The following is a 25615-nucleotide window of genomic DNA, read 5'->3' on the forward strand; positions in this document are numbered from 1 at the left end:
AAAACTTTGCGGGCTTCGCGAACAACCTTAGCGTGCTTTGCGTGAAACATATTTTTTCTCGCAAAGAGCACAAAGAAATGATACCAAAAAAAACTTTGCGGGCTTCGCGAACAACCTTAGCGTGCTTTGCGTGAAACATATTTTTTCTCGCAAAGAGCACAAAGAACAATATAGAGCAAAATTTATAATCGATTCACAATTCTGTGAATACCGTCTTTCAAAAGTTTTGTATTAAAATTAATAAGCAGTGCTAACTTTTTATCTGCCAGTTTTAAATAGGTTAATGTTTGAGCAAAATGAACAGCAGCTAAATTCTCAACAGACTTTACCTCAATAATTACCTTATTTTCAACCAGTAAATCAATCCGATAGCCAATATCCTGCTTCACTTCTTTATAAACCAATGGCATGGGAACCTGTGTTTTCACTTCAAGCCCTATTTCCCTTAAATCATAGGCCAAAGTGGTTTCATAAACAGACTCTAATAATCCCGGTCCTAATTGGGTATGCAAATCTACAGCCACACCAATTATTTTATATGATAATTCGTTTTCATTCATAGACTCATTCAAAATAAATGATAACACTTTACTGTTTTCGTTATACGCATTTGCAGTAAGGCTAATTTAAAGAAAACAGCAATATTACCACTTACGTAATTGTTGTAATACAGCGCGAAGATCCTTAGGGATGGGAGCTTCTAATTGGAATGTTTCATTGTTCCATTTAAAAGATAATCCAGAAGCATGTAATGCCAATCGTTGTAACAAAGGTTTTTCTTCCTCTGCCTGTTTTGCTAACTTAAAATTGCGCTTAATGGAAGAAAGCAGCAATGGTGCAGGATTGCCATATAAAGCATCGCACACAATACTATGCCCAATATACTTCATGTGCAACCTGATTTGGTGGGTGCGACCGGTATGAATTTGAAATTGCATCCAGGCATATTTTCCAAAATTTTCTACCAATGCATAATCAGTAATAGCAGGTTTACCCTTGTTGTCTGTTACCATTAAACCATTTTTGCCGGGATGTGCAAATATGGGTACATCAATGGTGCCTGTTGTATGCACCGGAACGCCATATACCAGGCCATGGTATATTTTGTTCACTTCCCTAGCTTCAAACATTTGAGAGAGCGTACGGTGGGTGGCTTCATCTTTGGCAAAAACAATCACCCCACTGGTATCTTTATCTAACCGGTGAACGGTGTAGATATTGCCATATTTTTCTTTCAATATATCTTTTAAACTCAGCTCCTTTCCTATTCGGTCGGGAATACTTAATAAACCCGATGGTTTGTGTATGGCAATGAATTGTTCGTTTTCAAGAATAATATCCAATTTCATCATAATTGCAACTGAACTTAAGCATGATTTTTATCTTTCACAAATCCGGAACCGTTCATAAACTTTAAGTTTCTGATTTCTTTTTCGTTTAAAAAACGCCAGGTGCCCCGGTCTATATTTTTTTTGGTAAGTCCGGCAAACAAAACTCTGTCTAACCCACGCACATCATAGCCCAAATGTTCAAACATACGGCGTACAATGCGGTTACGGCCACTGTGAATTTCAATACCAATTACCGATTTATCTTTTGCATCGGCATAAGCAGCGCTATCGGCCTTAATAAATCCATCTTCTAATTGAAATCCTTCGAGTAAAGCTTCGAAATCTTTTTTAGCCACAGGCTTATCTAATTTCACCTCATAAATTTTCTTTACCTGAAAAGAGGGATGTGTTAACTTCTGCGCCAATGCCCCATCGTTGGTAAGCAATAAAACACCGGTTGTATTCCTATCTAACCTGCCTACGGGATATACCCTTTGTTTGGCAGCATCTTTCACCAAATCCAGCACTGTTTTTCTACCTTCCGGATCTTTAGCGGTAGTGATATAATCTTTGGGTTTATTCAGCAGTATGTACACTAAGTTTTTTTGCAGAAATATTTTTTTGCCTTTCCATTTTACATCTTCATTCCCCAACACTTTATAGCCGGGTTCAAAAATGGTATCGCCATTCACGGTAACCTGTCCGGCTTTAATTAATTCAGCCGCTTCTCTCCTTCCACAAATACCGGCATGCGCTAAAAACTTATTTAGTGGCATAGGCGCAAGGGGATCGGCAGCTACCGTAATAACGGGTGCAGTTGCTTTTTGCTTTGAGGAATCGGGAAATGATTTAGAGGACTGACGCACCTCTTTTTCAGGGATAAGTGCGGTTTTATCAAAATTTTTTGATCGGGATGGTGGGGCAGGTGCTGCAGGAGCAATACCATGTTTTTTTTCCCATTGTTTTTTTCGGAATGCTTCACCTTCTGCACGGGAAGCGGCTTTTGCTTTTCTTTTTTCCTGGCGTATGGCCTCTTTTTTCTTAGCACCTTTGGGGCTGCTATCCATAAACTTTTCAAATGCTTTCGCCATATATTTTCTTTTACTGTTTTACAACAGGCAGCGCAAAAGTATGTAAAATAATGCACGGTAAGGCATTAAAGCAGTGTACAGTCATTTGCAACCGGCGTTACAAATGCTTTTTGTTGTACTTTTTAATGTGTTTATGCCATGCATGGCGATGCCTGCTTTTGCCTTTAAAATGATAGGGTTGCGCCATTGCCCCAAAACTTAGTAGCAGGGCTACAGAAAGTACACTCCAAATTTTTTTCATTTGCTCATTTTTTGATTTTTATTGTATTACCACAGTGCTGAACCATTAGCCTAATGTATACAGCTATTATTGCAGCGTATGAAATACAAATAGCATATAGGTTAAAACAAGCATAAATATAATTAAAAAAACAGCTCAAAGTGTATGAACTGCCATTCTTAACGATTTAATAAGGACTAATCAATAATTTTATTTGCCTTTATTGGCCAATTGGCCACAGGCGGCATCAATATCTTTCCCTCTGCTTCTACGCAAACGGGCATTTACCCTGTTTTTTTCCAGATGTTGCATAAACCGTTCCATTCCTTCTTCATCCGGTTTTTGAAAAGCAAATGCATCAATGGGGTTGTATTCAATAATATTCACCAAATCGGCAGGAACCTGACGATATAATTTAATCAAATCTTCCGCATCTTTTTGTGAGTCATTAAAGTTTTTAAATAAAATATATTCAAAAGTAATTTCATTTTTTGTTTTGGCATAAAAATAATTGAGTGCTTCCACCAATGCCTTCAGGTTATTGGTTTCATTAATGGGCATAATTTCATTACGTTTAGCATCGGTAGGTGCATGCAATGAAAGCGCCAGTTTAAATTTTACAGCATCATCGCCCAATTTTTTGATTTGTTTGGCTACCCCGGCAGTTGATACGGTAATGCGCCTTGCACTCATGTGAATACCATCTTCTGCTGTAATGCGATCAATGGCTTTTAATACGTTGGTATAGTTCAATAAAGGTTCGCCCATGCCCATAAACACAATATTGGTTAACTTTTTTTGGTACAGGGCTTCACTTTGTTGGTTAATGAGCATGACCTGGTCATAAATTTCATCAAAATTTAAATTGCGTTTTCTATCCATGTAACCGGTAGCGCAGAATTTGCAACTTAAACTGCAACCAATTTGCGAGGAAACACAGGCCGTTTTTCTTTCATCGGTAGGAATTAAAACGCCTTCAATTTTATGCCCGTCGAAAGTGGTAAAACGGGTTTTAACGGTACCATCGGCGCTGTTTTGTGTAGTATCGATGGTTAATGCGGGCAGTGAAAAATGTTCGGATAGTTGTTGCCGAAGTACCTTACTTAAATTGGTCATATCATCAAACCCGGAGGCATGTTTTAGCCAAAGCCATTCCTGTATTTGTTGTATTCTGAATTTTTTTTCGCCAATGCTTTCCATAAACCCGGCTAACTGTTCGTTACTCAACGCACGTATATTCGGTAATTGATTCATGCGGCAAAGATAAGTACAGAAGCGTCAAGAGGTATATTTTGCCAGATAATGTGATTTGTTTTCCTTTGCAACACATTTATTTGATGATACTTCATAAAAAATAATTTATATATGAAAGCGGTTTATATAATTGATGCTGTACGCACCCCTATTGGCCGTTATGGCGGCAAATTAAGCACCATGCGGCCCGATGATTTACTGGCATTGATGATATCAGCGTTGCTTCAACGCAATCAGAACATAGATGTAAATAAAATAGAAGATGTAATTGCCGGAGCAGCCAATCAGGCGGGTGAAGACAATCGCAATGTAGCAAGGATGGCCGCACTATTGGCAGGCTTACCCGTTACGGTAGGCGGCAATACCGTAAACCGCTTATGTGCCAGTGGTTTGCAAGCCATTATGGATGCAGCCAGAGCTATTGCCTGTGGCGATGGGATGCTGTATATAGCCGGTGGCGTGGAAAGCATGACCCGTGCCCCCTTTGTAACTGCCAAGAGCGATGGTGCCTGGAGCCGTAAAACCGAAACCTACGATACCACCATTGGCTGGCGTTTTACCAATAAAAAATTAGCAGCCATGTATTACCCCTACAATATGGGCGAAACGGCTGAAAATGTGGCCAATCAATGGAAAATTAGCCGGGAAGAACAAGATGCTTTTGCTATGGCTTCACAACAAAAATATGCAGCTGCATTGGCTGCGGGTAAATGGAAAGACGAAATTATTCCGGTTGAAATTACCGAAAACAAAACGCCAACTGTTTTTGCTGCGGATGAACATCCACGCCCAACGAGTTTGGAAAAATTAGCCGGTTTAAAAGCTGCTTTTGCCAAAGAGGGTTCAGTAACAGCCGGCAATTCGAGCGGCATTAACGATGGGGCTTCAGCTTTATTATTAGCCAGTGAACAGGCAGTTCAATTATTTAATTTGCAACCCATGGCCAGGGTGGTGAGTATGGGAACTGCCGGGGTGGATCCTTCCATTATGGGTATTGGACCGGTACCCGCCAGCCGTAAAGCATTGCAAAGAGCCGGCTTGCAGGCCAATGATCTTGATTTGATAGAATTGAATGAGGCCTTTGCCAGTCAGAGTATTGCCTGCATGCGCGATTTATCACTAGACCCAACTAAAATTAATGTAAACGGAGGCGCCATTGCTTTAGGGCATCCTTTGGGATGTAGTGGTGCCCGTATTTCAACCACATTGGTGCATGAAATGAAAAAGCGAAAAGCCAAATATGGATTGGCAACCATGTGTGTAGGGGTTGGGCAGGGTGCAGCTATAGTGTATGAGGGGATGTAATAATTTTTACCGGCAATATAAAAGACCTACTGAAAGGGAAACAAAATAGAATGATATTTACTGATTTTGAAAAGCAATAGAACCAGATTGCACCACATTCAAAATTGCACACCTGCATGCACGACAATTTGCTGTATCATGATTTACCAAAAAATATACATCAAATACCTACCAGTTGTACGTTACCGTTATTAATACCCATCTGGGAAAATTTGTGTATTGTGTATAGTTAGTATAGGTTGCTGTTATAAAGTTGCTGGCAAAATACTTAGTGAAAAAAATATTGCTGGCATTTAAGCCAATCGATACATGGTGCTTTTCATTCAACATAAAAGCCAATTCATCCATATAAGAAAATCTGGAAGGCTGATTAGGAGCAGCAATATAATTTCCGCTAAATTTTCCAGTAACAGAAAATATAGATTTATATTTCCATGACAAACCCATATCCAAGGAAGAAATGTAGGAAGTAAATACGTTAGTGGAATTATTGGCAGAACTTGAACGGTTAAATGTTTGAAAAAAATTGCAATCGGCAATCAGTGCTTTATTAAATTTTATACTTGTTGCTAAACCTACCCGTGTTGAAGTATTTTTTGCCTGATACAAACCAGCCCCGATTCCATTATATGATTGAATTTGAGAGAAACTTAATTGTGGGGCTATTTTAATTGTATAATTATGATAGAATTTTTCCAGCCTCATAAAAGCAGTATACAACTCCATATATTTATCTGTTACGGCATTATAGATAAAATTATCTGTTAATCCGGGATTAGAAAATGAGATATAATTTTGGGGTTGTTTTGTATACAACAACCCTATCAGGAATAATTGTTTCTTATTAAAAAAATCCAACCAGGAATAATTCAGATTTAAACTTCGAGCATTGCTAATATACAAGGAATCCTGCCCTTTAGAAATGGAATTAAAATCGGTGAATTGATAACCTGCTCCGGCTTTGTTTATGTTAGGATATACCGGCTCATTATTATAAGCAAATGACAGATTTTGATGGGAAGACAGTTTGAAAAATACTGAAAAAAAAGGCGTGAGTAAATTTTGTTGTAAACTGTTAGCAGAAAAACCAGGCAGATTGATGATGTAAAAATATTTTAATCCATATACCAAATTAATATCTTTTCGATACCACCACTGGTCTTCTAATTTACCCATAAAATAATTATAACGAATTTGAAAATGGTTAATGGAATCATTTGAAAATGAATACATATAAAACATGCTATCGGTTACACTAATTGAATTAGATAGTGAACTTGAACTGGATTCATTCAATAATTGAAAGGAAATTTTATGATTATGTAATTTTTGAATATAGGATACAGATGCAATAGTATGATTGGCCTTTTGCGATTCCTGTTGCTGTATAAGCCACCAGTTTACCGATTGGGGAAAATGTTTAAAATAATTAGCAGGTAATAATTGCAAATTACCAGGAAGTTGTGAAGAGGAAAATTGAAAGCTACCCAACACTGCTGCATGATTACTGAACTTGTGTATATACAAACTCTTTATAAAAGTATTACTGTGTTTAAAATTATAATTTTCATTGTATAAATAGCCAAATTGGCTCCCGCTGTTCAATAATGTATTATTATTCATCATGAAGCGTCCAAGTAATGAAATTTGATTATTTGGGCGGATATAATTGATGCTCAGTTGTTCTTTTAAGCCATTGATGTGCTGATTAATATATTGATTGCTATAGGTGCGTAGAATCAGCGGTGGAAGGAGAAATGCTATATTAGTATTTAATTTCTGTGCAAAAGTATCAGTAGAAATTGCCAAGGTATTCCTAACAATGAAATACTTTAATGGCCTGAAAAAAGAAGTAGCTAAAAGCGATCTTGTTTTATTTTCAAAAAGTGGATTGTTTTTGGCATCCACATCATTGGGCATATTAATTAACGATTTCAAAGTATTGCTAAAATGATTATTGAAGCTCAGCAAATCTGTTTCATCATTTTTATCATCCTGATTTTGGAATATTTTTTTTGATAATGTACCTGTATTATTCGCATTTACTTGTAAAAAATTCTTGAAATTTTTAAAAACAGACATGTTTTGTACATTAGTTACATATCTATTAATGAATCCACCGCCCAACTCAGCGTTCCCAAAATTTTGATTGATGAAACTTGAATCATACTTAAGATTAATGACCTGACGATTACTATAGTTATCAAAACTTGAAATAATGTTTTCATTATCGGTATAGTTATCAATTACTTCAATCTCTTTTAAGCCAGTTGGCGGTAATTTGCTGGTTAAGTCTCCATAATCTCTTCCCATCAAATCATCCCCTTCAATTAATATTTTATCGATTATTTTTCCATTAAATTTAATTTTACCATTATTTAACACTTCAAACCCGGGCATATTGCTTAATAAGTTGCCGATATTTTTTTCATTACCTGTTCTAAATGATTTTACATTAAAAGTAGTCGTATCACCACGCACATAAATAGGAATTTCAGATTTTACAATCACTTCAGGCAAAGGAGTTGTTCTGTGTTGCAAGTGAATAACCAGAGGTGTACTGGGGAGTTTAAAATCCGATTCAATTTTAAAAACTTTGCTATTATAATTAATGCTATTAACTTCTAAAATACCGGGGAGTTTTTCTTTTTTAATCGAAATAGTAAAATAGCCATCTTCATTTGTTATAGCATAAAGAAAAGGCTGGCTGATTGTATCTTTTTTAAAACTTACAATTACAAATGAAACAGCTTTATCGGATGAATCTTTTACATATCCATTTATGATAACTGTTTGTGCAAATAGCTGTAAAGAAAGAATGGTTAAAAGCAGACATATAAATAATTTTTGCATTACTATTCTAAATAAACAAATAATTCGTTATTTATTATGAATGCTATTCAACAAATCACTCATAGTTTTTGCACTTTTTATATTTTTCATGTGTTGTGCTTGTCTCATCTTGTTTTGTTCATTAAAAGCCGTTCGTCCAATAGCTGTGGCAGCATTACAAGGTGTTGCTTTCACCCATTGTTTGGCAGGCCATTCAAAATAAGTCATAACAACCTGTGTATGTGTGGTTAAATTATTAAGCTTCACCAATAGCCCTGGTAAACCTCTGAGTTGCAGCGGTGCTACAGCAACGGGTATAGAAGGGGCAAACCAGGCATCGTATTCCATACCGGCAAAATTTCCTTTTGCTTTACGGCATAACAGTCCATTAATGGTAAGGGTATCAGGTAATACTTGCCAGGTTATAAAATGCAAGGTATCTATTACGCAAACCGGTTGCAAATTGGCATTTAATTCATTTTGCAAAGTAAAATTTGTACGTAAGTTGCCATATATGTATCTGGGAGGTAGTGCTTGATTCTTTTTGTTAATGGTATCAATCACCTTTTCAAAATTGAGCGAATCTTGTTTCGACAATGTTATAATTCTACTTTTATAATCATTACTTGCCCTGAAATCTTTTCTTCTAACATTGTATATATAGGTATCTGCAGAAAACCAAAAATCAATGGTTTCATTATTATAATTATTAAAAAGATGATAAACTGCGTAACCTTTTTTACTTGTGATTTGAGCATACAAAACAGGTAAATTAAACACAACCATAATCACAACAAAAATGTATTTTTTCATTATCAAAAAGGGTTTAATCAATATAATAATAATTTTAAAAAAACTAAGCAATCAAAGAGAGTTGCCCATTATTACAATCTCCCGGAATGATATTAGAAAGGTACCAGTTTACTGCATAAGTATTACAATTGTATGTGATATCATACAAAAAATAAGTATATGAACCACAGGCAGTATTAAATTCATAAGTAAAGAATGTAGCATTACACAAAGAGAATGTTATTGGGCTACTTTGCTTTGGGATTTCTTTTTTTTCAGCAGCATTACTACCAATTATACAAAGCATGGCAAATAATGAGGTAAGTATTATTTTTTTCATAAACAATCATTTTAAGATGTATTAATTAATAGTTTAATAATACGAATATATATATTATAATTTACAAATTTTTAAATTATTTTAATCAATTTTTAATACATATCATCGAAACCTAACAGAAAAGTTTAAACAAAGCATACACCTAACACAATTAATGCATCATCAACATTCAATAAAATATGATTCAAATTTTCTTAGAGGTTATAAATAATAATATCATTTTGCACTAAGCTGTTTTTTAAATACCTGAATAACAGCTCAAACCCATAATGCTAATAATTTTTGCCCCGATTAATGGTTGAAAAAAACGTTTTTCATCACTTTATTTTACCGTTCATCCTAATCAGTCGAAGAAAAAAATCATGAATTTTTACATAAATGATTGATAATCATTTATTTGAGATAATCATAGAATTCCTTAGTCAACCTATTACTAAAATAAACTTAGTACCATGTGTTACATAGTACCAAATAAAATTGTATCTTTGTGTTGTCAATGAGACAAATTATCTTAAAAACATAAAAAAATGAAAACACAACAAAAACAATTCTTCGCTAACTTAACCCAATTAGAAGTTGCACAATTAACCGCCGAAACAAAAGAAACCATTGCCAGTGCAGCCATTTTAAAAACCGTTAAACCGGTTTTAAGTGCCGCCAATTTATGGAACATACACAGAATGAGAAAAGTTAGGGGACAGAGAAGATATTTGGCTTTATAATAAAATTGATCCCAATAATAACTATGGGTGAGAAAAATGAATTGAAAAACAAATGCTTTACAAAAAGCAAACATTAAAACTCCGAAAAGTATGGACATTCAAAACACACAAAGCCAGATGCGTAAAGGGGTATTGGAGTTTTGCATCTTATCAGTCATTCGCCAGGGCGAAGTGTATCCGAGCGATATTGTTGCACAAATGAAAGCCGCCAACTTAAACATTTTAGAAGGAACATTGTACCCATTACTTACCCGTTTAAAAAATGCAGGCCTGCTTAGTTACAGATGGGTAGAAAGTAGTAGTGGACCACCGAGGAAATACTTTATGATGACGGATAAAGGTTTGGCGTTTTATGAAGAATTAAAAGATACCTGGAACGAACTGGCCGATGCCGTTCATGCCTTAACTAAGCCTAAAAACCAAAACAACGAAACAGACCAACCTTAACCAACTTTCTGAATGGAATGATGGAAACGGCCATACCATGTCGGCACCCATTTTATTCGGCAAACAAAACATTTAACCATGAAAAAGGTAATCAACATTAATTTTCAGGGAAGAGTTGTTCCCATTGAAGAATCTGCCTATGACAATTTACAGCAATATATAGACAGCCTGCGTGTATATTTTGCCAATGAAGAGGGGCGTGATGAAATTATTAATGACATAGAAGGAAGAATTGCAGAACTATTTGCAGAAGTGCTTCAAAAAGGCAATACCTGTATTACAGATGCAGATGTAGAATCTGTATTAAATAGTATGGGAAGGCCACAGGATTTTGATGCAGAAGGCGTAAACAGTGCAGAACAAACCACTGCAGAAAACAAAAGAAACAATACCGGCAGCAGCTCAACTTCCGGCAATCGTTTATTTCGCGATGAAAACAATAAAATTTTGGGCGGTGTGTGTAGTGGCATTGCCAACTACCTAAATATTGACCCCCTAATTATTCGTATTCTTACTGCCATTTTTATTGGTGTAACCTTCATTCCCTATTTGGTTTTATGGATTGCAGTACCCAGTACTGCTTCCAAAATGATTGGCGCACAACGCAAAAAATTATACCGCGATCCGGATGATAAAATGATTGCAGGTGTGTGCAGTGGCTTATCAAAATATTTTGGCATCAATGTTTGGATACCAAGGGCACTATTCATACTGCCTTTTATATCATTTGCTTTCAGGCACTGGCATTGGGGATTATTTGATTTTCCAAGTTTTGTAAATTTTTCATTCAGCCCGGGTGCATTGGTAATTTATATTATATTCTGGATAGTATTACCCGAAGCAAAAACGGCTGCTGAAAAATTAGAACTACGCGGCGAAAAGGTAGATGTAGAAAGTATTAAAAATACCATTCAGAGCGATATGGAAGGCTTTAAAGAACGTGCTGAAAAAATGGGAAACGATATTAAAAATAAAGCACAGGAATTTGGCAAAAGCTTTAACGAAAAGAGTACAGAAATGGGTACAGAAGCAACTAACGTAGCACGCAAAACAGGTAGAGGATTGGGTGATGTAATTGTATTGTTGTTTAAAATATTTGCCTACTTCATTATTGGTGTGGTAGTATTTGCTATTGTAGCTGCATTATTTGCGTTGGGTGTAGTGTTTACCGGATTAATGCCATTAAAAAATTACATATTAGAAAGTGGTTGGCAAAGCATTTTTGCCTGGGGTACATTGCTGTTCTTTATTTGGGTGCCGGTAATTGGTATTGTTACTTTTATTATTAGAAAAATAGCCAATGTAAAAGGCAACAAAAACATTATCCGCTATAGTTTTACGGCACTTTGGTTAATTGGATTGTTTTGCTTTATTGGATTAATGGTTTCATTGCGCAATGATTTCAGATACCGCAATAACCCCATTGAACAAAACATCAGCATTCAACAACCCACTAAAGGCTATTTAGAAATTATTCGCGGGAATGAAAATAAATTTTACTATAACAATAACCGGTGGTTTAGATTAGAACCTTTTACCAGTATAGATGAAGATAGTGTATTTGTGAGAAATATCAACATTCGAATTGTACAATCAGCCACCGACAGTTTTTACATCACTGCCGTAAAATTAGCCAATGGTTCATCCAGAACTGTAGCCAATGTAAATGCCGATGCCATTACTTTTCAGCTTACACAAAACGATTCTACTATCCGGTTTAACAATGGCATTGCTATTAACCAAAACAATAAATTCAGAAACCAACATTTAATTGTTACCATAGCTGTACCGGTAGGAAAAAAAATAAAAATTACCAGCAAAAACAATTGGGATGATGGTACAGACAATATTTCGCTTGGGTTTGATGATAATTGGAACTGGGGTTGGAATGACAATGGAGCATTCAACTGGAAATCAAATGTAACTTATTTAATGACTAAAAATGGGTTAAAAGGTTTAGACGATGTTTCAAATGATAATGACAGTAATGATACCAACCTGCAAGAAAGCAAAAAAGAACTGCAACAACGATTAGAGCAATTACAAAAAGAATCGGAAGATTTAAAAAAAGAATTGAACCAACCGGACAGCAAAGACAGCAACCGCTATCACTACCAGCCCGAAGCACCCAAAAAAACAAAGGTTACCGCTACCACTAATGATTCTATTGACATGCAACAACAAAATGTAACAGATTTAATCAGAACGCGATTCGCGATTTAAAATAGGTTGAAGTTGGGAATACCCCTGTGCCACTGCCGTTCACGGTAGAGGCACTTTGTATATATCATTTAATACATGTATGCAATTATTTTTTTACACCATTGTTACTTCACTTACTTTTGTTACCAACAAAATGCATACATGAAGAACACAGCTTTTACCCAGTACCACATAGCGTTAGGCGCTAAAATGGCCGAATTTGCCGGATACAATATGCCCATTAGTTACAGCGGCATTAACGATGAACACCAAACTGTAAGAAACAATGCAGGTATTTTTGATGTAAGCCATATGGGCGAATTTATTCTGAAAGGCCCACAGGCATTGCCACTCATTCAACAAATTACCACCAATGATGCTTCAAAATTAACAAAAGGCAAAGCGCAATACAGTTGTCTAACCAATACAAACGGAGGTATTGTAGATGATTTAATTGTGTATTGCTTAGATGAAAACCATTCGTATATGCTGGTTGTAAATGCAGCCAACATAGAAAAAGACTGGAACTGGATTCGTCAAAATAATGAAACTTTTGGTGCCGAAATGCACAACATTAGCGATAAAACCTGCTTACTGGCCATACAAGGCCCCAATGCCACCAAAATTTTACAACCATTAGCGGATGCAGATATTTTGAACCTGTCTTATTATACTTTTATCAAAACAACATTTGCAGGTATTGAAAATGTTTTAATTAGTGCCACCGGTTATACGGGTGCAGGCGGAGTTGAAATTTATTTTGAAGACAGCAATGGTTCAGCAGCAACCATTTGGAATGCCATCATGCAAACCGGAACACCACAGGGATTAAAACCAATAGGGCTCGGCGCCAGAGATACTTTACGTTTGGAAATGGGTTATTGCCTGTATGGTAATGATATTAATGATACCACTACCCCATTAGAAGCTGGTTTAGGATGGATTACAAAATTTACCAAAGAGTTCACTGCCAAATCTATTTTACAGGAACAAAAACAAAATGGCATACAAAAAAAATTAGTTGGATTTGAAATGATTGACCGGGGTATTCCACGCCATCATTACCTGATAAGAAATGAACAGGGCGAAACCATTGGCCATGTTACCAGTGGTACACAAGCCCCTTCATTGAACAAAGGAATTGGAATGGGCTATGTAAATACAGCAAATGCCGCATTGGGCAATTTTATTTTTATAGAAATCAGGAATAGTTTAGTGAAAGCACAAATTGTAAAAATGCCCTTTTTATCCTGATAAATTTTTAATAAAGCATTGTTTACAGGCAACAAATTTTGTTGCCTGTTTTTTTTAATATATTGCACCCATCCCATCGTTTACAAAATAAAATACATGATGATATTCTTCCGAAAAATGAACTTAAACAAATTGTTGCCTCAAAAAAGCATTATTCTTTTGCTTTGCATACTGGCAGTTGCCTGTCATAGAAAAACAATTCCGGAAAATACTTTAGCAGGAAGTGGAAGGATACACACAGAAATGGGCTACGCCTCTTATTATGCCGATAAATTTGAAGGAAGAAAAACTGCCAGCGGCGAAGCTTTTCATCAATCTGCTTTTACGGCAGCACATAAGCATTTACCTTTTGGTACCCAGGTAAGAGTTATTAATTTAGCCAATCAAAAATCGGTGATTGTGCGTATTAATGACAGAGGGCCGTTTGTAAAAGGAAGAATTATTGATTTAAGTAAGAATGCAGCCAAAAGTTTAGATATGTTGCGAAGTGGTGTGGTGAAAGTAAAAATTGAATACAGAAAATAAGCATTCATCACTGCCCTTAACATTCAAATACAGCCAGTATATTTGTACATGTTTAGGCATTCATTATTTTTTTTATGCCTGCTCATTCGCCATTAAACGGCAACGCATATTTTAAATTATCATCAATGAAGCAACCGGTTTTGCATACTGTTTTATCGCCTGCACTTTTACATTTATATGATTTAAGCAATACGATTGTAGTGATAATAGATGTGTTCAGAGCCACTTCAACTATTGCTACTGCTTTATACAATGGAGCGGAAAAAATTATTCCGGTTGATAGTGTTGAAAATTGCATATCAATTGGGAAAGCCACGCCAAACAGTATTACCGCCGGCGAACGGGATGGAAAAGTAATTCAAGGATTACAATATGGTAATTCACCCGGTGATTATCCTAAATCTTTTATTGAGGGTAAAACATTGGTATTAACAACTACTAACGGTACCCGCTTGTTACACATGGCATTAAACAATGGTGCTGCAGAAATTATAACAGGTTCTTTTCCAAATCTTGCTGCAGTAACAGAATTTTTAATGCAACAAAAAAAGAATGTTATTTTAGGATGCTCAGCCTGGAAAGATAAATTTAATTTAGAAGATACCCTATTTGCAGGGGCTGTTGTAAACAAAGTGACCAATCATTTTAAAATTCATTGTGATGCATCGCTCATGGCACAGGAAATGTATACCTTGCATCAAGATAATATGCACACATTTATCCGAAAAACAACACACTGGCATCGCCTATCGGCATATGGTCTGGAAAAAGATTTAGAATATTGTGTAACTCCAAATGTAGCCAATGTTTTACCACTGTATAAAAATGGTGCATTATTGGCCATGCATTAAGGTTTTTAATAGAAAGCTAAGCCAGTGAGTTAACAAACATTTCATATAATAATCAAAATTTTTGACACCTGCTACGCAACAAAGCCGTAAATTTGCAAATTGCACTTTTCAGTAAAAAAAGGCATCCTTGAAAAGCAAATTATTCATATTAGCAGTGTTCAGGAATTATGGCATTACCCTATTTAATTAAGCATATTTATAATAACGGAGCCGAAGAAGTCATTCGCCGTGGAAAAAAAATACATGCATCCGGCAACGTAGAACTGATTGAACATGATGCTTTAATGAACAGCGTTGTTTTCAGGGTAAAAGACGATACCTACGGTACTTTTTACAAAGTTTATATTCAACATTATAAAGATCCCAAAACACTTTCGCTTCGTTGTACCTGTCCTTATAACTTAACTGAAATTTGCAGGCACAAAGCCGGTGCATTATTCCAGTTGCAGGAAATGATTGATAAAAATTTATTGGGCGAAAAAGACATTAGTTACGACCAAAAGCATACGGTTGTTAAAATGAAAGTTTTAGACGTAAAGCTTATCCGCATGCTCGCCGGCCAGGAGAACTATTTTTTTGCGGAAAATTTTGTTCGTTCCAATACTGCCAATATTATTGAAGCAAAAGATGAAAAAGTAGTTGCCGAACTATTCATTGATCAACAAAAGTTCACCATTTTTCTGCAAAAAAATGAAGAACGCAATTTTGATACAGGATGTAATTGTAACAGTGATACACATCACCCTTTATGTGTTCATAAAACCATTGTACTGCTTCAATTACTCAATAATTATGGCCCCAATTATTTTGATTCCATCAGAAATTGGGACAATGAAAAAAATAAACTATTATCACTCTATGGCTATGCATTAACTGATGACTTATCCGGCAAATTTGAGTTTACTTATACCAATGGAAAGCCATTTTTAAAAGTATTAGATCCATCTATTAAACGCATTACCCAAAATACACATACCGAATTGGTACCTCAGCCTGCATATCTTGCAGAAAGAAACCAGCAACAAAATCATGTTGCCGAACAGGCAGTTCAGGAAACCAATACCATTATCGGCAAAATACAACAGAAGTTGGGTACCATTATTATATTAAATCAACCACAATACCCATACATACAAGTAGATGCCATACAAGGAGAAATTGATGAAGACTTTAGCAAATACACCGGTAAAATTGAAAAAGTTGATTTAAATAAATTTGTTAATACGGAAGTTTTTAATGAAGAGGATAAAATTTTAGTACAACAATTACGTAAATTATTACCAACAGAAGTAAGCAGATATTTAACCAGAAACTCACCATTCAGCGGCATTTGGGATAATATTATTCAGCAACATGGCGATGAATTGCCGGAAGAAACCAAACATCTGATTAACGAATACCTGCACCCTAAATTCAAAAAATTATTTGTTGAACTGGCCGAGAGTAATTTTACTTTCTATTTACCCGCCGGAAAAAATTTTACTACCGCAAATATTGAACCGGCTGAATTTGAACAGCAAACACTTGTACCTGAATTTTTTATTCAGCAAAAAGATAATCAATACATTATAGAATGTTATGCCAAATTACCTGTTGGCAGAATTAGTGTAAATGAAAACGAAATAAATACCCCATTTATATTTTTAAATAATGGCAGATTTTATAACTGGGAACGACCGGAAGATATTTTATTGATTGAACAATTTTTGCCGGATGGGCAAATTGTGATTGCAGCAGAAGAATGGAAAAATAAATTAGAGCAATTCATCATTCCGCTTTCTAAACAATACAACATACAATTTGGAAATATTCGCAAAAAAGAAGTAAGAGACAGTAAACCCGAAACAGGCGTTCTGCTAAAAGAAAAGGGCGATTACTTATTGTTTCAACCCATATTCACTTACCAGGGTTACCAGATACAACCAGGCGATAATGAAAAAATAATTATACCTCAGGGCGATACAATTTTAATGATTTATCGCAATACAGAAGCAGAGCAATCATTTATTCAGGAAATACAAAAACTCCATTCCCATTTCTTACAATCTGATAGCGGAACTGCATTGGCGTTAAAGGGAGTTGATGTACTTAAAAACAATTGGTTCTTTCTTTTTATAGATACTTTAAAAGATAGGGCAACACCTATTTATGGTTTTGAAAGCCTGAAAAAATTCAGGTTCAATACCGCAAAACCTTCTACCAAAATTTTCATCAGTTCACATACAGATTGGTTTGATGCCAAAGTAGAAATTCAGTTTGGCGAACAAAAAATTACTGTAGCAGATGTAAAAAAAGCATTGGCAAACAAACAACAGTTTGTACAACTTGCCGACGGCACTTTGGGAATTTTACCCGAAGAATGGCTAAAAAAATATGCGCTGCTTTTTAGAATTGGTGAAGGAAAGAACATCAACATGAAGCTAAGCAAGTATCATTTTGGTATAATAGAAGAACTATATGCGCAGCGTAACGACGAAGAATTAGTTATTCAATTAGAAAAAAAATATGAAAAATTAAAAGATAATCATGCCATTCAGCCTACACCTGCTCCGGCACACTTACAAAGTGTTTTAAGGCCTTATCAGGAAAGTGGGTTTCAATGGCTAAATTACTTACGCGAAGTACAATGGGGTGGAATTTTAGCAGATGATATGGGTTTGGGTAAAACCATTCAGGCATTGGCATTTATGTATCATATCAAAAAAGAACAAGGCCATTTAAGAACCTTAGTGGTTTGTCCTACTACGCTGATGTTTAACTGGCAAAATGAAATTAAAAAATTTACGCCTGAATTATCACATTACGTGCATCATGGCGGAGCCAGAGAAAAAGAATCATTAACCAATACCAATTACGATGTAATCATTACAACGTATGGCACTTTACGTAGCGACATTAAACAATTTATAGAAATACCTTTCGATTATGTGGTATTGGATGAAAGTCAGGCAATTAAAAACCCTTCCAGCAAAGTAACAAAAGCAGCCTGTTTACTGAAGGCGAAAAACAGACTATGCTTAAGTGGTACACCGCTTCAAAACAACACATTCGACATTTTTGCACAGATGAATTTTTTAAATCCGGGCATGTTGGGTACGGTTGAATTTTTTAAACAGGAATTTGCCATACCCATCGATAAGTTTAATGAAAAAGAACAGAAAGAACATCTTCGAAAATTATTATACCCATTTATTTTAAGAAGAACCAAAGAACAGGTGGCGCAGGATCTACCCGAAAAACAGGAGATGGTTTTATTTTGCGAAATGGGTGCAGAACAACGAAAAATTTACGATGCATACAGAAATGATTTTCGTGAAAAAATTCTGGGTGTGGTAGATACACAAGGCGTTCAAAAATCGCAGTTAACCATTCTGCAGGGCTTAATGAAACTACGGCAAATTTGCGATAGCCCGGCCATTATTAAAGAAGATGAAAAGTACCCGAATGTTTCGGTTAAACTGGAAGAATTGGGCAGAGAAATTACTGAAAACATCAGTAACCATAAGGCATTAATATTTTCACAGTTTTTGGGTATGCTGGCACTCATCAAAGAAAAATTAAATGAACTGGGTATTGATTATGAATATTTTGATGGCAGCACATCGGCAGAAGGCAGGCAAAAAGCCATTGAACGTTTTCAAAATGAAGAAAGTTGCAGGGTATTTCTTATTTCACTGAAAGCCGGTGGCGTTGGTTTAAATTTAACCGCTGCCGATTATGTGTATATTGTTGACCCATGGTGGAACCCGGCAGTAGAACAACAAGCCATTGACAGAACACACCGCATTGGACAAACCAAAAATATTTTTGCTTATCGCATGATCTGTACTGATACGGTAGAAGATAAAATTTTAAACCTTCAGGAAAGAAAAAGAGCCCTTGCAAGAGATTTAATAACAGATGATGAAGGCTTTGTAAAATCACTGAGCAGAGAAGATCTGGAATATTTATTTAGCTAAAAAGCATTGCAACCCATCAAAAAAGCTATTGCAACATTTGTTTGCAATAGCTTTTTCTTTTTACAAAATTTTTAATTTACACTATTACAGTTGGCTGATTTTTACATCATCCACTTGTTTGGTACGAATAGCAATATCAAATTTCTTTTGGTCAACACCATTGGCATTGCTAACCACCACCGTTAACTTTTGATAAGCAGATTTTGGAACGCTGAAACGTTTTACAAAATTCTGATCTTTAAAAGTGTTAGAATAAATTACATCGCCACTTTCATCATAAAAAGTTAAATCAAATTTGTTACCGGTTGGATTGGAATATGATACAGTAAAATTTAAATACTCATCATTACTACCGGTATATTTAATTTGAACTTTGTTGTTGTCGTTTTCTGCTTTGGTAATGTTGTTGGCTGCATGTGCATGTACTGATAAAAATAATGCTGCTGCTACTAAACTACCTGCAAAAAATTTGTTGGCTACTTTGTTTAATGCTACTTTTTTCATGTTTTTTGGTTTTAAATGAAATAATAATTTCCCGCCGATGCCGAAGCATCTTTTTTAATTAAAAAAACTTGATTTCATTTGACAACCAACCAGATGGTGTATTTCATAGTAGGCAAGCGGTGCGTTGAAGAAAAAATCAGTAAGGCCTACTTCATTTCAACTATTAATACAAAAATAGAAAAAAGGTAACCCAATACACAAAAAATTGTCACATTAACGAATTGTTACCAAACAAAACACTAACGATCGTTTGTATTTTTAATAATATTTCACCAAAAATAATACATATAATAAATAAATATACATTTAAAAGTATCCGGCAAAAACGAATTGTTTATGCTGAAAGAGGCTTGTTCAACATTTGCCAGAGCGCATCTTTTAAGGCCATTAAACCCTGACCGGTTACAGAGGATATAAACAGGTGAGGTATATGGGATGGTAATTGTTGTTGGATGGCTTCTTTTAATTCTTCATCAAGCATATCGGCTTTACTAATAGCAATCATAAAATCTTTTTGCAGCATTTCAGGATTGTAAGCGGTTAATTCTTCCAATAAAACTTTAAACTCCGCTACATGGTCATTACTGTCGGCAGGTATTAAAAAAAGCAATACCGAATTGCGTTCAATATGCCGTAAAAAACGATGCCCTAAACCTTTGCCTTCGGCAGCGCCTTCTATAATACCAGGCAAATCGGCAATACAAAAACTTTTGCCATCCCGATATTCCACCATTCCTAATTGCGGAATTAAGGTGGTAAAAGCATAATCGGCAATTTTAGGTTTTGCAGCAGTAATTATACTTAATAAAGTAGATTTTCCTGCATTGGGAAATCCCACCAAACCCACATCGGCCAACACTTTCAATTCTAAATATTTCCAGCCCTCCGTTCCCGGTTCGCCGGGTTGGGCATACTCCGGGACCTGATTGGTAGGTGTAGCAAAATTGGCATTCCCTAAACCGCCTCTACCCCCTTTCAACCAAATTACTTCCTGCTTATCTTCTAAAATTTCAGCTTCAATTTTACCGGTCAATTCATCTTTTGCAATGGTTCCCAGAGGCACTTCAAGAATAATATCCGCACCGTCATGTCCGGTACAATTATTTTTTGATCCCGGTTCACCATTCTCTGCCAGCACATTTTTGTAATAACGCAAATGCAGTAACGTCCATAAATTGGCATTACCACGTAATATGATATGACCACCGCGACCACCATCGCCACCATCAGGGCCACCTTTTGCAGTTAATTTATTGCGCATGAAATGTTTGGCACCGGCACCACCATGACCACTGCGACAAAAAACCCGGATATAATCTATGAAATTGTTTTTTTCAGACACAATATAACAGCATGATTGAAATACAAAGGTACGGCAATGTATTTACTGATTGGGTTTTGATTCATTCCATGTTTTGTAAGCAATGGAACGATCCTGTTCTCCAACCTGAACCGGAATTTCAGTAATGGCTTCACAAGTTGCCCAATGCTCCCGCATTTGTGCGGGTAGTGATTGGTACAATTTTGTGCCTTCCGTTTTCCATTGCATCATATCATCACTCACCTCTTTTATTTTTTTGGCAGGATTGCCAAAAATTAAACTTCGGCGTTCAAATGCAGTATCTGCTTTGATGAATGATAATGCCCCAACAATACATTCATCACCCAATACAACATTATCCATTATCACTGCATTCATACCTACTAAACAATTGGCGCCAATAGTAGCACCATGAATAATGGCTCCATGCCCAATGTGGGCACCCTGTTTTAAAACAACCGTTACACCGGGAAACATGTGTATGGTACAGTTTTCCTGCACATTGCAACCATCTTCAATGATTATTTTACCCCAATCGCCCCGAATGGCGGCGCCCGGTCCTATATACACATCACTGCCTATCATTACATTTCCGGTTACGGCTGCCTGTGGATGCACCCATGCAGAAGGATGAATAACGGGTATATGCTGACGAAACCGATAAATCATGGTATTATTTTTTTTGAGGTTCTAAAACAGGTGCCTTTGAATAAAGCAATCAGGTGTTGGTTTTGATTAAAAATTTTAATTAAATACAAACCTGTACTTTTTCCATTATGTAATTCAACAGCTTCAGCAGTTAATATATCATGCACATGCACCGGTTTCAAAAATTGAATGGAGGTATCTAATGCCACCGATAATTGGTTGCGGTTATTACAGGCAAATGCAAATGCACTATCGGCAAGCGAAAAGGCAATACCGCCATGCACAATACCCAGACCGTTCATCATTTCTGGCCTTACCAACATTGAAATTTTACTATACCCTTCTTTTACCTCCAATACCTGAATACCCAGCCATTGTGAAAAAAGGTCATCTTTCATCATTTGCTGCACCACCTGTTCAAAACTACTTTGCACTTGCATGGTTGAATTATTTAATTGCCTTTAAAATTGGGTACTCTTTTTTGCATAAAAGCGGCTACGCCTTCTTTAAAATCGTTCGTAGCGGCCGCTTTTTGTTGTAACTGATCTTCCAATGCCAATTGCTGCTCCAGCGTTTGAACGGCAGATAAATGCACTGCTTGTTTAATATACGCCAATGCCCGGGTAGGCATGGTGGCTAAGGTAAGAGCTAATTGTTTGGATGCTGTTTCAAATACATCGGCAGCAAATGTTTTATAAATCATACCCATATTACAGGCATCGGCAGCAGTAACTTTATCGCCCAAAAGCATCAATGCCATTGCTTTTTGACAGCCAATTAAACGCGGTAAAAAGAAAGTGCCACCGCTATCGGGTATTAATCCTATTTTAGAAAAAGCCTGGATAAAGGATGCTTGTTCATGCGCCACAACAATATCGCATGCCAGCGCAATATTGGCGCCGGCACCGGCCGCAACTCCATTCACTGCAGCCACAACGGGTTTTTGTAACTCTTGTAATCGGGTAATAATAGGATTAAACTGTTCTTTTAAAATCCTATCCATTCCAGTACCATTTGGATCCATTACTTCTTCCAAATCCTGTCCGGCACAAAAACCTTTACCGGCGCCTGTAATATATACACAGCGAACAGATGCATCCATACAAACATTTAATTTTTCGTGCAGCAGTAAGGCCATAGATCGATTAAAAGCATTTAACTTTTCAGGCCTGTTTAGTGTAATAAAGGCTATACCGTTGTGTATTTCAAAATTAATTTCAGCCATTGTTTTTGATTAATGACATTTAAAATAATCGAAAGGTTCTTTGCAATCCAAACATTGATACAATGCTTTACAGGCTGTGCTTCCAAATCGGGAAACCAAACGGGTATGGTAAGATAAACAGTACGGGCACTGAATGGCTTCTTCTTCCTGAAAAGCATCGGGATGGCAGACTGTTTGTTTAGGTAGCGGTGGGGCAATGCCGTAAGCTTTTAGTTGTTCCTTTCCTTTTTCAGACATCCAGTCTGTAGTCCAGGCAGGTGACAGTACCTGCTGAATATTTACCTGTTTAAACCCATTTTCCAATAACAATATTCGCAATTGCATTCGAATTACATCCATGGCCGGACAGCCACTATACGTTGGTGTTACAGCAATTGAAATTGTGTTTTCATCTTCAATGATAACCTTTCTTACAATACCTAAATCAACCACAGAAAGCACCGGAACCTCGGGATCTTTTACCGTTTCCAGCAACTGCCATATTGCTTCTTCAGTATGATTGGATACATTTACCATATTGCATTGGGAAAAGTTCTTTGTAAAAATTGCATTTCAGCAAGTATATAACCCAAATGTTCAGAATGATAACCGTTTTTTCCACCGGTTTGATGCCAACAGCCAATTGATTGTGGTGGCAAGGTTGCTGTTTCGAAAATTTGATTGATTTTATTCAGCCAATCTGAACGAAGCCTTTCAAAAGTCAGCATATTTGAGTGATAGCATAGAGTTTCATATCCTGCAGGTTCAAACAATTCGCCCACAAAAGGCCATAAGGCATCAATGGCCTGCAACATACGAAATTTACTTTCATCAGTACCATCTCCTAAACGAATCACCCATTCGCTACTCCACTTCAAATGATAGGTTACTTCCTTTATTGATTTTTCTGCAATGGCAGCCAATCGCTCATCAGCATTATTTTGTAATTGTTGAAAAAGATAAAACCGATACACACTGAAAAAGAAAATTTTAAGTATGGTTTGGGCCCAATCACTGTTGGGCTGTTCAAACAACAAATGATTTTTAAAAGCACCCACATCGCGTAAATAAGCCAGGCTGTCTTCTGTTATATACTCAGGTATGATATCAAAATCTACCAACGATAGTGCCTTTTCTTTGGGTAACTGTTCCAATAACAAAGCTGCATATTGGTATAAGTTGCGAGATTGCCCTACATAATCCAACGCAATATTGGTTAAAGCAATATCCTGTTCCAGAACAGGGCCATGCCCACACCATTCGCTGCAGCGATGTCCCATAATTAAGCTATCATCTGCCAATTGCAGTGTGCAATCAATCAATGCATCTGTAATTGCTGTTTCATTCATAACAATTGTATCTGACTCCATGAAAAATTCTTTTAAAAAACCGGCGGTGCAAGGCACTACATATATTTCAATTCATCGGGCAGCTGATAAAAAGTGGGATGCCTATAAATTTTATCGTTAGCGGGATCGTACAAAGCATCCGCTTCATCGGGATTAGATGCATGAATGTATTTACTTTCAACCACCCAAATACTTATGCCCTCCATTCTGCGGGTATACACATCTCTGGCATTCTCAATTGCCATAGCAGCATCTGCAGCATGTAAACTACCCACATGTTTATGATCGAGCCCCTGCTTGCTTCTGATGAATACTTCCCATAAAGGCCATTCACGGGAATTAGAGGCCGGGGCAGCACCCCCTTCAATTTCACCATAATCGCCATAATAATATTTTTTTATTAACTGCAACATAAAAGTTACTTTAAAAATGATGAATTCAACTATCCTACAGGCATTTTGCTTTCAACCTGTGTTGTATTATAACGGTACTGCCTTGCTGCTTTTTTCTCGTCATACGCTAAAGCAGCTTCCCGAACCCAGGCACCATTTTCCCATGCCTGTACACGGGTTGCCAATCTTTCTTTGTTACAGGGGCCATTGCCTTTTACCACATTCCAAAATTCATCCCAGTTAATGGCACCAAAATCATAGTGCTGTTTTGCTTCATTCCATTTTAAATCTTTATCGGGCAAGGTCATTCCCAAAAACTTTACCTGTTCAGCACATACATCTACAAATTTTTGGCGCAACTCATCGTTGGTAAATCGTTTAATTTTCCACTGCATGCTTTGCGCAGTATGTGGTGAATCATTATCGGAAGGCCCAAACATCATTAACGAAGGCCACCACCAACGGTTGATGGCATCCTGACACATTTTACGTTGTGCAGCATTGCCTTTCGATAAAGTTAAAAGAATTTCGAAACCCTGCCGCTGATGAAAACTCTCTTCCTTACAAACCCTTACCATTGCACGGGCATAAGGCCCATAAGAGCAGCGCGATAAAGGCACCTGATTCATGATGGCAGCCCCATCTACCAGCCAGCCAATGGCACCCATATCGGCCCAGGTGAGGGTGGGATAATTAAATATGGAAGAATATTTTGCTTTGCCGCTGTGTAACTGCTGATACATTTCGTCGCGAGTAATACCCAGTGTTTCGGCAGCAGCATACAGATAGAGGCCATGGCCGGCTTCATCCTGCACTTTGGCCAATAAAATGGCTTTTCGCCTGAGTGATGGGGCACGGGTAATCCAATTTCCTTCGGGTAACATACCCACCACTTCGCTGTGAGCATGTTGCGATATTTGGCGAATTAATGTTTTGCGATATTCATCCGGCATCCAATCCTGCGGCTCAATTTTTATATCCTTATCTATTTTTTGCTGAAACTGCTCTGATAATTTTGTTGTATCCATAACCAACCATTTAGATTTCAAATATAAGAAAAATACAGGCTATT

The 25615-nt window shown here is 36.6% G+C and carries 25 protein-coding genes; 8 read left to right on the forward strand and 17 right to left on the reverse strand.

All coding sequences use genetic code 11. The annotated features are described in order from the left end of the window. Window positions 1-182: 182 nt before the first annotated feature. The 5 genes from JK139_RS12150 to rlmN form a co-directional block, all read right to left on the reverse strand. Window positions 183-587 (reverse strand): GxxExxY protein, encoded by a 405-nt coding sequence (locus JK139_RS12150; RefSeq protein ID WP_288073277.1) that lies wholly within the window; start codon window positions 585-587, stop codon window positions 183-185. Window positions 588-644: 57 nt separating this feature from the next. Beyond that, window positions 645-1352: an RluA family pseudouridine synthase gene (locus JK139_RS12155; RefSeq protein ID WP_228733216.1), complete on the reverse strand. Its 708-nt coding sequence runs from the start codon at window positions 1350-1352 to the stop codon at window positions 645-647. 14 nt (window positions 1353-1366) lie between these two features. Then, the gene (locus JK139_RS12160; protein WP_218331383.1) at window positions 1367-2422 is read right to left on the reverse strand and encodes a pseudouridine synthase; all 1056 of its coding nucleotides are present in this window, start codon (window positions 2420-2422) and stop codon (window positions 1367-1369) included. Between the two features lie 97 nt (window positions 2423-2519). Then, window positions 2520-2663 carry a hypothetical protein gene (locus JK139_RS12165; RefSeq protein WP_179853755.1) on the reverse strand — a complete coding sequence of 48 codons (144 nt, stop codon included), beginning with the start codon at window positions 2661-2663 and terminating at the stop codon, window positions 2520-2522. A 189-nt stretch (window positions 2664-2852) separates the two neighbouring features. Then, window positions 2853-3896, reverse strand: a complete 1044-nt coding sequence (gene rlmN, locus JK139_RS12170) for a 23S rRNA (adenine(2503)-C(2))-methyltransferase RlmN (RefSeq protein WP_218331384.1) — start codon at window positions 3894-3896, stop codon at window positions 2853-2855. 111 nt (window positions 3897-4007) lie between these two features. Here rlmN and JK139_RS12175 point away from each other — a divergent pair, with 111 nt between their 5' ends. Continuing rightward, entirely contained in the window at window positions 4008-5201 is a 1194-nt protein-coding gene (locus JK139_RS12175; protein ID WP_218331385.1) for an acetyl-CoA C-acyltransferase, read from the forward strand. A gap of 168 nt (window positions 5202-5369) precedes the next feature. Here the strand turns inward: JK139_RS12175 and JK139_RS12180 are convergent, their stop codons facing one another. From JK139_RS12180 to JK139_RS12190, 3 genes are read right to left on the reverse strand one after another with little or no spacing between them, the layout of a single operon-like run. After that, entirely contained in the window at window positions 5370-8054 is a 2685-nt protein-coding gene (locus tag JK139_RS12180; RefSeq protein WP_218331386.1) for a hypothetical protein, read from the reverse strand. A 27-nt stretch (window positions 8055-8081) separates the two neighbouring features. Next, window positions 8082-8846 carry a GLPGLI family protein gene (locus tag JK139_RS12185; protein WP_218331387.1) on the reverse strand — a complete coding sequence of 255 codons (765 nt, stop codon included), beginning with the start codon at window positions 8844-8846 and terminating at the stop codon, window positions 8082-8084. Between the two features lie 43 nt (window positions 8847-8889). Beyond that, entirely contained in the window at window positions 8890-9165 is a 276-nt protein-coding gene (locus tag JK139_RS12190) for a hypothetical protein (protein WP_218331388.1), read from the reverse strand. 527 nt (window positions 9166-9692) lie between these two features. Here JK139_RS12190 and JK139_RS12195 point away from each other — a divergent pair. From JK139_RS12195 to JK139_RS12225, 7 genes are all read left to right on the forward strand, one after another. Continuing rightward, complete coding sequence (locus tag JK139_RS12195; protein ID WP_218331389.1) at window positions 9693-9887, forward strand: hypothetical protein; 195 nt, start codon at window positions 9693-9695, stop codon at window positions 9885-9887. A gap of 90 nt (window positions 9888-9977) precedes the next feature. Then, a complete protein-coding gene (locus JK139_RS12200) occupies window positions 9978-10334 on the forward strand; it encodes a PadR family transcriptional regulator (RefSeq protein WP_074417953.1) in 357 nt (118 codons plus the stop codon). Between the two features lie 78 nt (window positions 10335-10412). Beyond that, a complete protein-coding gene (locus JK139_RS12205; RefSeq protein ID WP_218331390.1) occupies window positions 10413-12557 on the forward strand; it encodes a PspC domain-containing protein in 2145 nt (714 codons plus the stop codon). A 141-nt stretch (window positions 12558-12698) separates the two neighbouring features. After that, window positions 12699-13790, forward strand: coding sequence for a glycine cleavage system aminomethyltransferase GcvT (gene gcvT, locus JK139_RS12210; protein WP_074420192.1), 1092 nt, complete (start codon window positions 12699-12701; stop codon window positions 13788-13790). A 96-nt stretch (window positions 13791-13886) separates the two neighbouring features. Next, a complete protein-coding gene (locus JK139_RS12215; RefSeq protein WP_228733217.1) occupies window positions 13887-14315 on the forward strand; it encodes a septal ring lytic transglycosylase RlpA family protein in 429 nt (142 codons plus the stop codon). Between the two features lie 125 nt (window positions 14316-14440). After that, complete coding sequence (locus tag JK139_RS12220; protein ID WP_074420191.1) at window positions 14441-15166, forward strand: 2-phosphosulfolactate phosphatase; 726 nt, start codon at window positions 14441-14443, stop codon at window positions 15164-15166. A gap of 167 nt (window positions 15167-15333) precedes the next feature. Further along, window positions 15334-19125, forward strand: a complete 3792-nt coding sequence (locus JK139_RS12225) for a DEAD/DEAH box helicase (protein WP_074420182.1) — start codon at window positions 15334-15336, stop codon at window positions 19123-19125. 84 nt (window positions 19126-19209) lie between these two features. On the opposite strand, the gene JK139_RS12230 is transcribed toward JK139_RS12225, so the two are convergent. The 9 genes from JK139_RS12230 to paaA form a co-directional block, all read right to left on the reverse strand. Then, entirely contained in the window at window positions 19210-19629 is a 420-nt protein-coding gene (locus JK139_RS12230; protein WP_068246008.1) for a hypothetical protein, read from the reverse strand. 334 nt (window positions 19630-19963) lie between these two features. Next, complete coding sequence (gene obgE / locus JK139_RS12235) at window positions 19964-20971, reverse strand: GTPase ObgE (RefSeq protein WP_074420181.1); 1008 nt, start codon at window positions 20969-20971, stop codon at window positions 19964-19966. 42 nt (window positions 20972-21013) lie between these two features. Beyond that, window positions 21014-21619 carry an acyltransferase gene (locus JK139_RS12240; RefSeq protein ID WP_074420180.1) on the reverse strand — a complete coding sequence of 202 codons (606 nt, stop codon included), beginning with the start codon at window positions 21617-21619 and terminating at the stop codon, window positions 21014-21016. After that, window positions 21616-22038 (reverse strand): hydroxyphenylacetyl-CoA thioesterase PaaI, encoded by a 423-nt coding sequence (gene paaI / locus JK139_RS12245; protein WP_074417956.1) that lies wholly within the window; start codon window positions 22036-22038, stop codon window positions 21616-21618. The genes JK139_RS12240 and paaI overlap by 4 nt, the downstream gene beginning before the upstream one ends. 11 nt (window positions 22039-22049) lie before the next feature. Next, window positions 22050-22823, reverse strand: coding sequence for an enoyl-CoA hydratase-related protein (locus JK139_RS12250; protein ID WP_074420179.1), 774 nt, complete (start codon window positions 22821-22823; stop codon window positions 22050-22052). A 9-nt stretch (window positions 22824-22832) separates the two neighbouring features. After that, window positions 22833-23339, reverse strand: coding sequence for a 1,2-phenylacetyl-CoA epoxidase subunit PaaD (paaD, locus tag JK139_RS12255; RefSeq protein WP_074417958.1), 507 nt, complete (start codon window positions 23337-23339; stop codon window positions 22833-22835). Beyond that, on the reverse strand, window positions 23333-24172 hold the full coding sequence (gene paaC / locus JK139_RS12260; RefSeq protein ID WP_228733218.1) for a 1,2-phenylacetyl-CoA epoxidase subunit PaaC: 840 nt from the start codon (window positions 24170-24172) through the stop codon (window positions 23333-23335). Before paaC ends, paaD begins: the two co-directional genes overlap by 7 nt. A gap of 35 nt (window positions 24173-24207) precedes the next feature. Beyond that, window positions 24208-24564: a 1,2-phenylacetyl-CoA epoxidase subunit PaaB gene (gene paaB, locus JK139_RS12265; RefSeq protein ID WP_081300470.1), complete on the reverse strand. Its 357-nt coding sequence runs from the start codon at window positions 24562-24564 to the stop codon at window positions 24208-24210. Window positions 24565-24593: 29 nt separating this feature from the next. After that, the gene (paaA, locus tag JK139_RS12270; protein WP_074417959.1) at window positions 24594-25571 is read right to left on the reverse strand and encodes a 1,2-phenylacetyl-CoA epoxidase subunit PaaA; all 978 of its coding nucleotides are present in this window, start codon (window positions 25569-25571) and stop codon (window positions 24594-24596) included. Between the last annotated feature and the right edge of the window lie 44 nt (window positions 25572-25615).

This window comes from Hydrotalea lipotrueae, from assembly GCF_019249625.1.
GTDB classification, from domain to species: domain Bacteria; phylum Bacteroidota; class Bacteroidia; order Chitinophagales; family Chitinophagaceae; genus Hydrotalea; species Hydrotalea flava.

Excerpts from the sequence above, each read along its gene's own strand:
- JK139_RS12155 (WP_228733216.1), bottom strand. The coding sequence starts at position 1,352 with ATGATGAAATTGGATATTATTCTTGAAAACGAACAATTCATTGCCATA.
- JK139_RS12160 (WP_218331383.1), bottom strand. The coding sequence starts at position 2,422 with ATGGCGAAAGCATTTGAAAAGTTTATGGATAGCAGCCCCAAAGGTGCT.
- JK139_RS12165 (WP_179853755.1), bottom strand. The coding sequence starts at position 2,663 with ATGAAAAAAATTTGGAGTGTACTTTCTGTAGCCCTGCTACTAAGTTTT.
- rlmN (WP_218331384.1), bottom strand. The coding sequence starts at position 3,896 with ATGAATCAATTACCGAATATACGTGCGTTGAGTAACGAACAGTTAGCC.
- JK139_RS12175 (WP_218331385.1), top strand. The coding sequence starts at position 4,008 with ATGAAAGCGGTTTATATAATTGATGCTGTACGCACCCCTATTGGCCGT.
- JK139_RS12180 (WP_218331386.1), bottom strand. The coding sequence starts at position 8,054 with ATGCAAAAATTATTTATATGTCTGCTTTTAACCATTCTTTCTTTACAG.
- JK139_RS12185 (WP_218331387.1), bottom strand. The coding sequence starts at position 8,846 with ATGAAAAAATACATTTTTGTTGTGATTATGGTTGTGTTTAATTTACCT.
- JK139_RS12190 (WP_218331388.1), bottom strand. The coding sequence starts at position 9,165 with ATGAAAAAAATAATACTTACCTCATTATTTGCCATGCTTTGTATAATT.
- JK139_RS12195 (WP_218331389.1), top strand. The coding sequence starts at position 9,693 with ATGAAAACACAACAAAAACAATTCTTCGCTAACTTAACCCAATTAGAA.
- JK139_RS12200 (WP_074417953.1), top strand. The coding sequence starts at position 9,978 with ATGGACATTCAAAACACACAAAGCCAGATGCGTAAAGGGGTATTGGAG.
- JK139_RS12205 (WP_218331390.1), top strand. The coding sequence starts at position 10,413 with ATGAAAAAGGTAATCAACATTAATTTTCAGGGAAGAGTTGTTCCCATT.
- gcvT (WP_074420192.1), top strand. The coding sequence starts at position 12,699 with ATGAAGAACACAGCTTTTACCCAGTACCACATAGCGTTAGGCGCTAAA.
- JK139_RS12215 (WP_228733217.1), top strand. The coding sequence starts at position 13,887 with ATGATGATATTCTTCCGAAAAATGAACTTAAACAAATTGTTGCCTCAA.
- JK139_RS12220 (WP_074420191.1), top strand. The coding sequence starts at position 14,441 with ATGAAGCAACCGGTTTTGCATACTGTTTTATCGCCTGCACTTTTACAT.
- JK139_RS12225 (WP_074420182.1), top strand. The coding sequence starts at position 15,334 with ATGGCATTACCCTATTTAATTAAGCATATTTATAATAACGGAGCCGAA.
- JK139_RS12230 (WP_068246008.1), bottom strand. The coding sequence starts at position 19,629 with ATGAAAAAAGTAGCATTAAACAAAGTAGCCAACAAATTTTTTGCAGGT.
- JK139_RS12240 (WP_074420180.1), bottom strand. The coding sequence starts at position 21,619 with ATGATTTATCGGTTTCGTCAGCATATACCCGTTATTCATCCTTCTGCA.
- paaI (WP_074417956.1), bottom strand. The coding sequence starts at position 22,038 with ATGCAAGTGCAAAGTAGTTTTGAACAGGTGGTGCAGCAAATGATGAAA.
- JK139_RS12250 (WP_074420179.1), bottom strand. The coding sequence starts at position 22,823 with ATGGCTGAAATTAATTTTGAAATACACAACGGTATAGCCTTTATTACA.
- paaD (WP_074417958.1), bottom strand. The coding sequence starts at position 23,339 with ATGGTAAATGTATCCAATCATACTGAAGAAGCAATATGGCAGTTGCTG.
- paaC (WP_228733218.1), bottom strand. The coding sequence starts at position 24,172 with ATGGAGTCAGATACAATTGTTATGAATGAAACAGCAATTACAGATGCA.
- paaB (WP_081300470.1), bottom strand. The coding sequence starts at position 24,564 with ATGTTGCAGTTAATAAAAAAATATTATTATGGCGATTATGGTGAAATT.
- paaA (WP_074417959.1), bottom strand. The coding sequence starts at position 25,571 with ATGGATACAACAAAATTATCAGAGCAGTTTCAGCAAAAAATAGATAAG.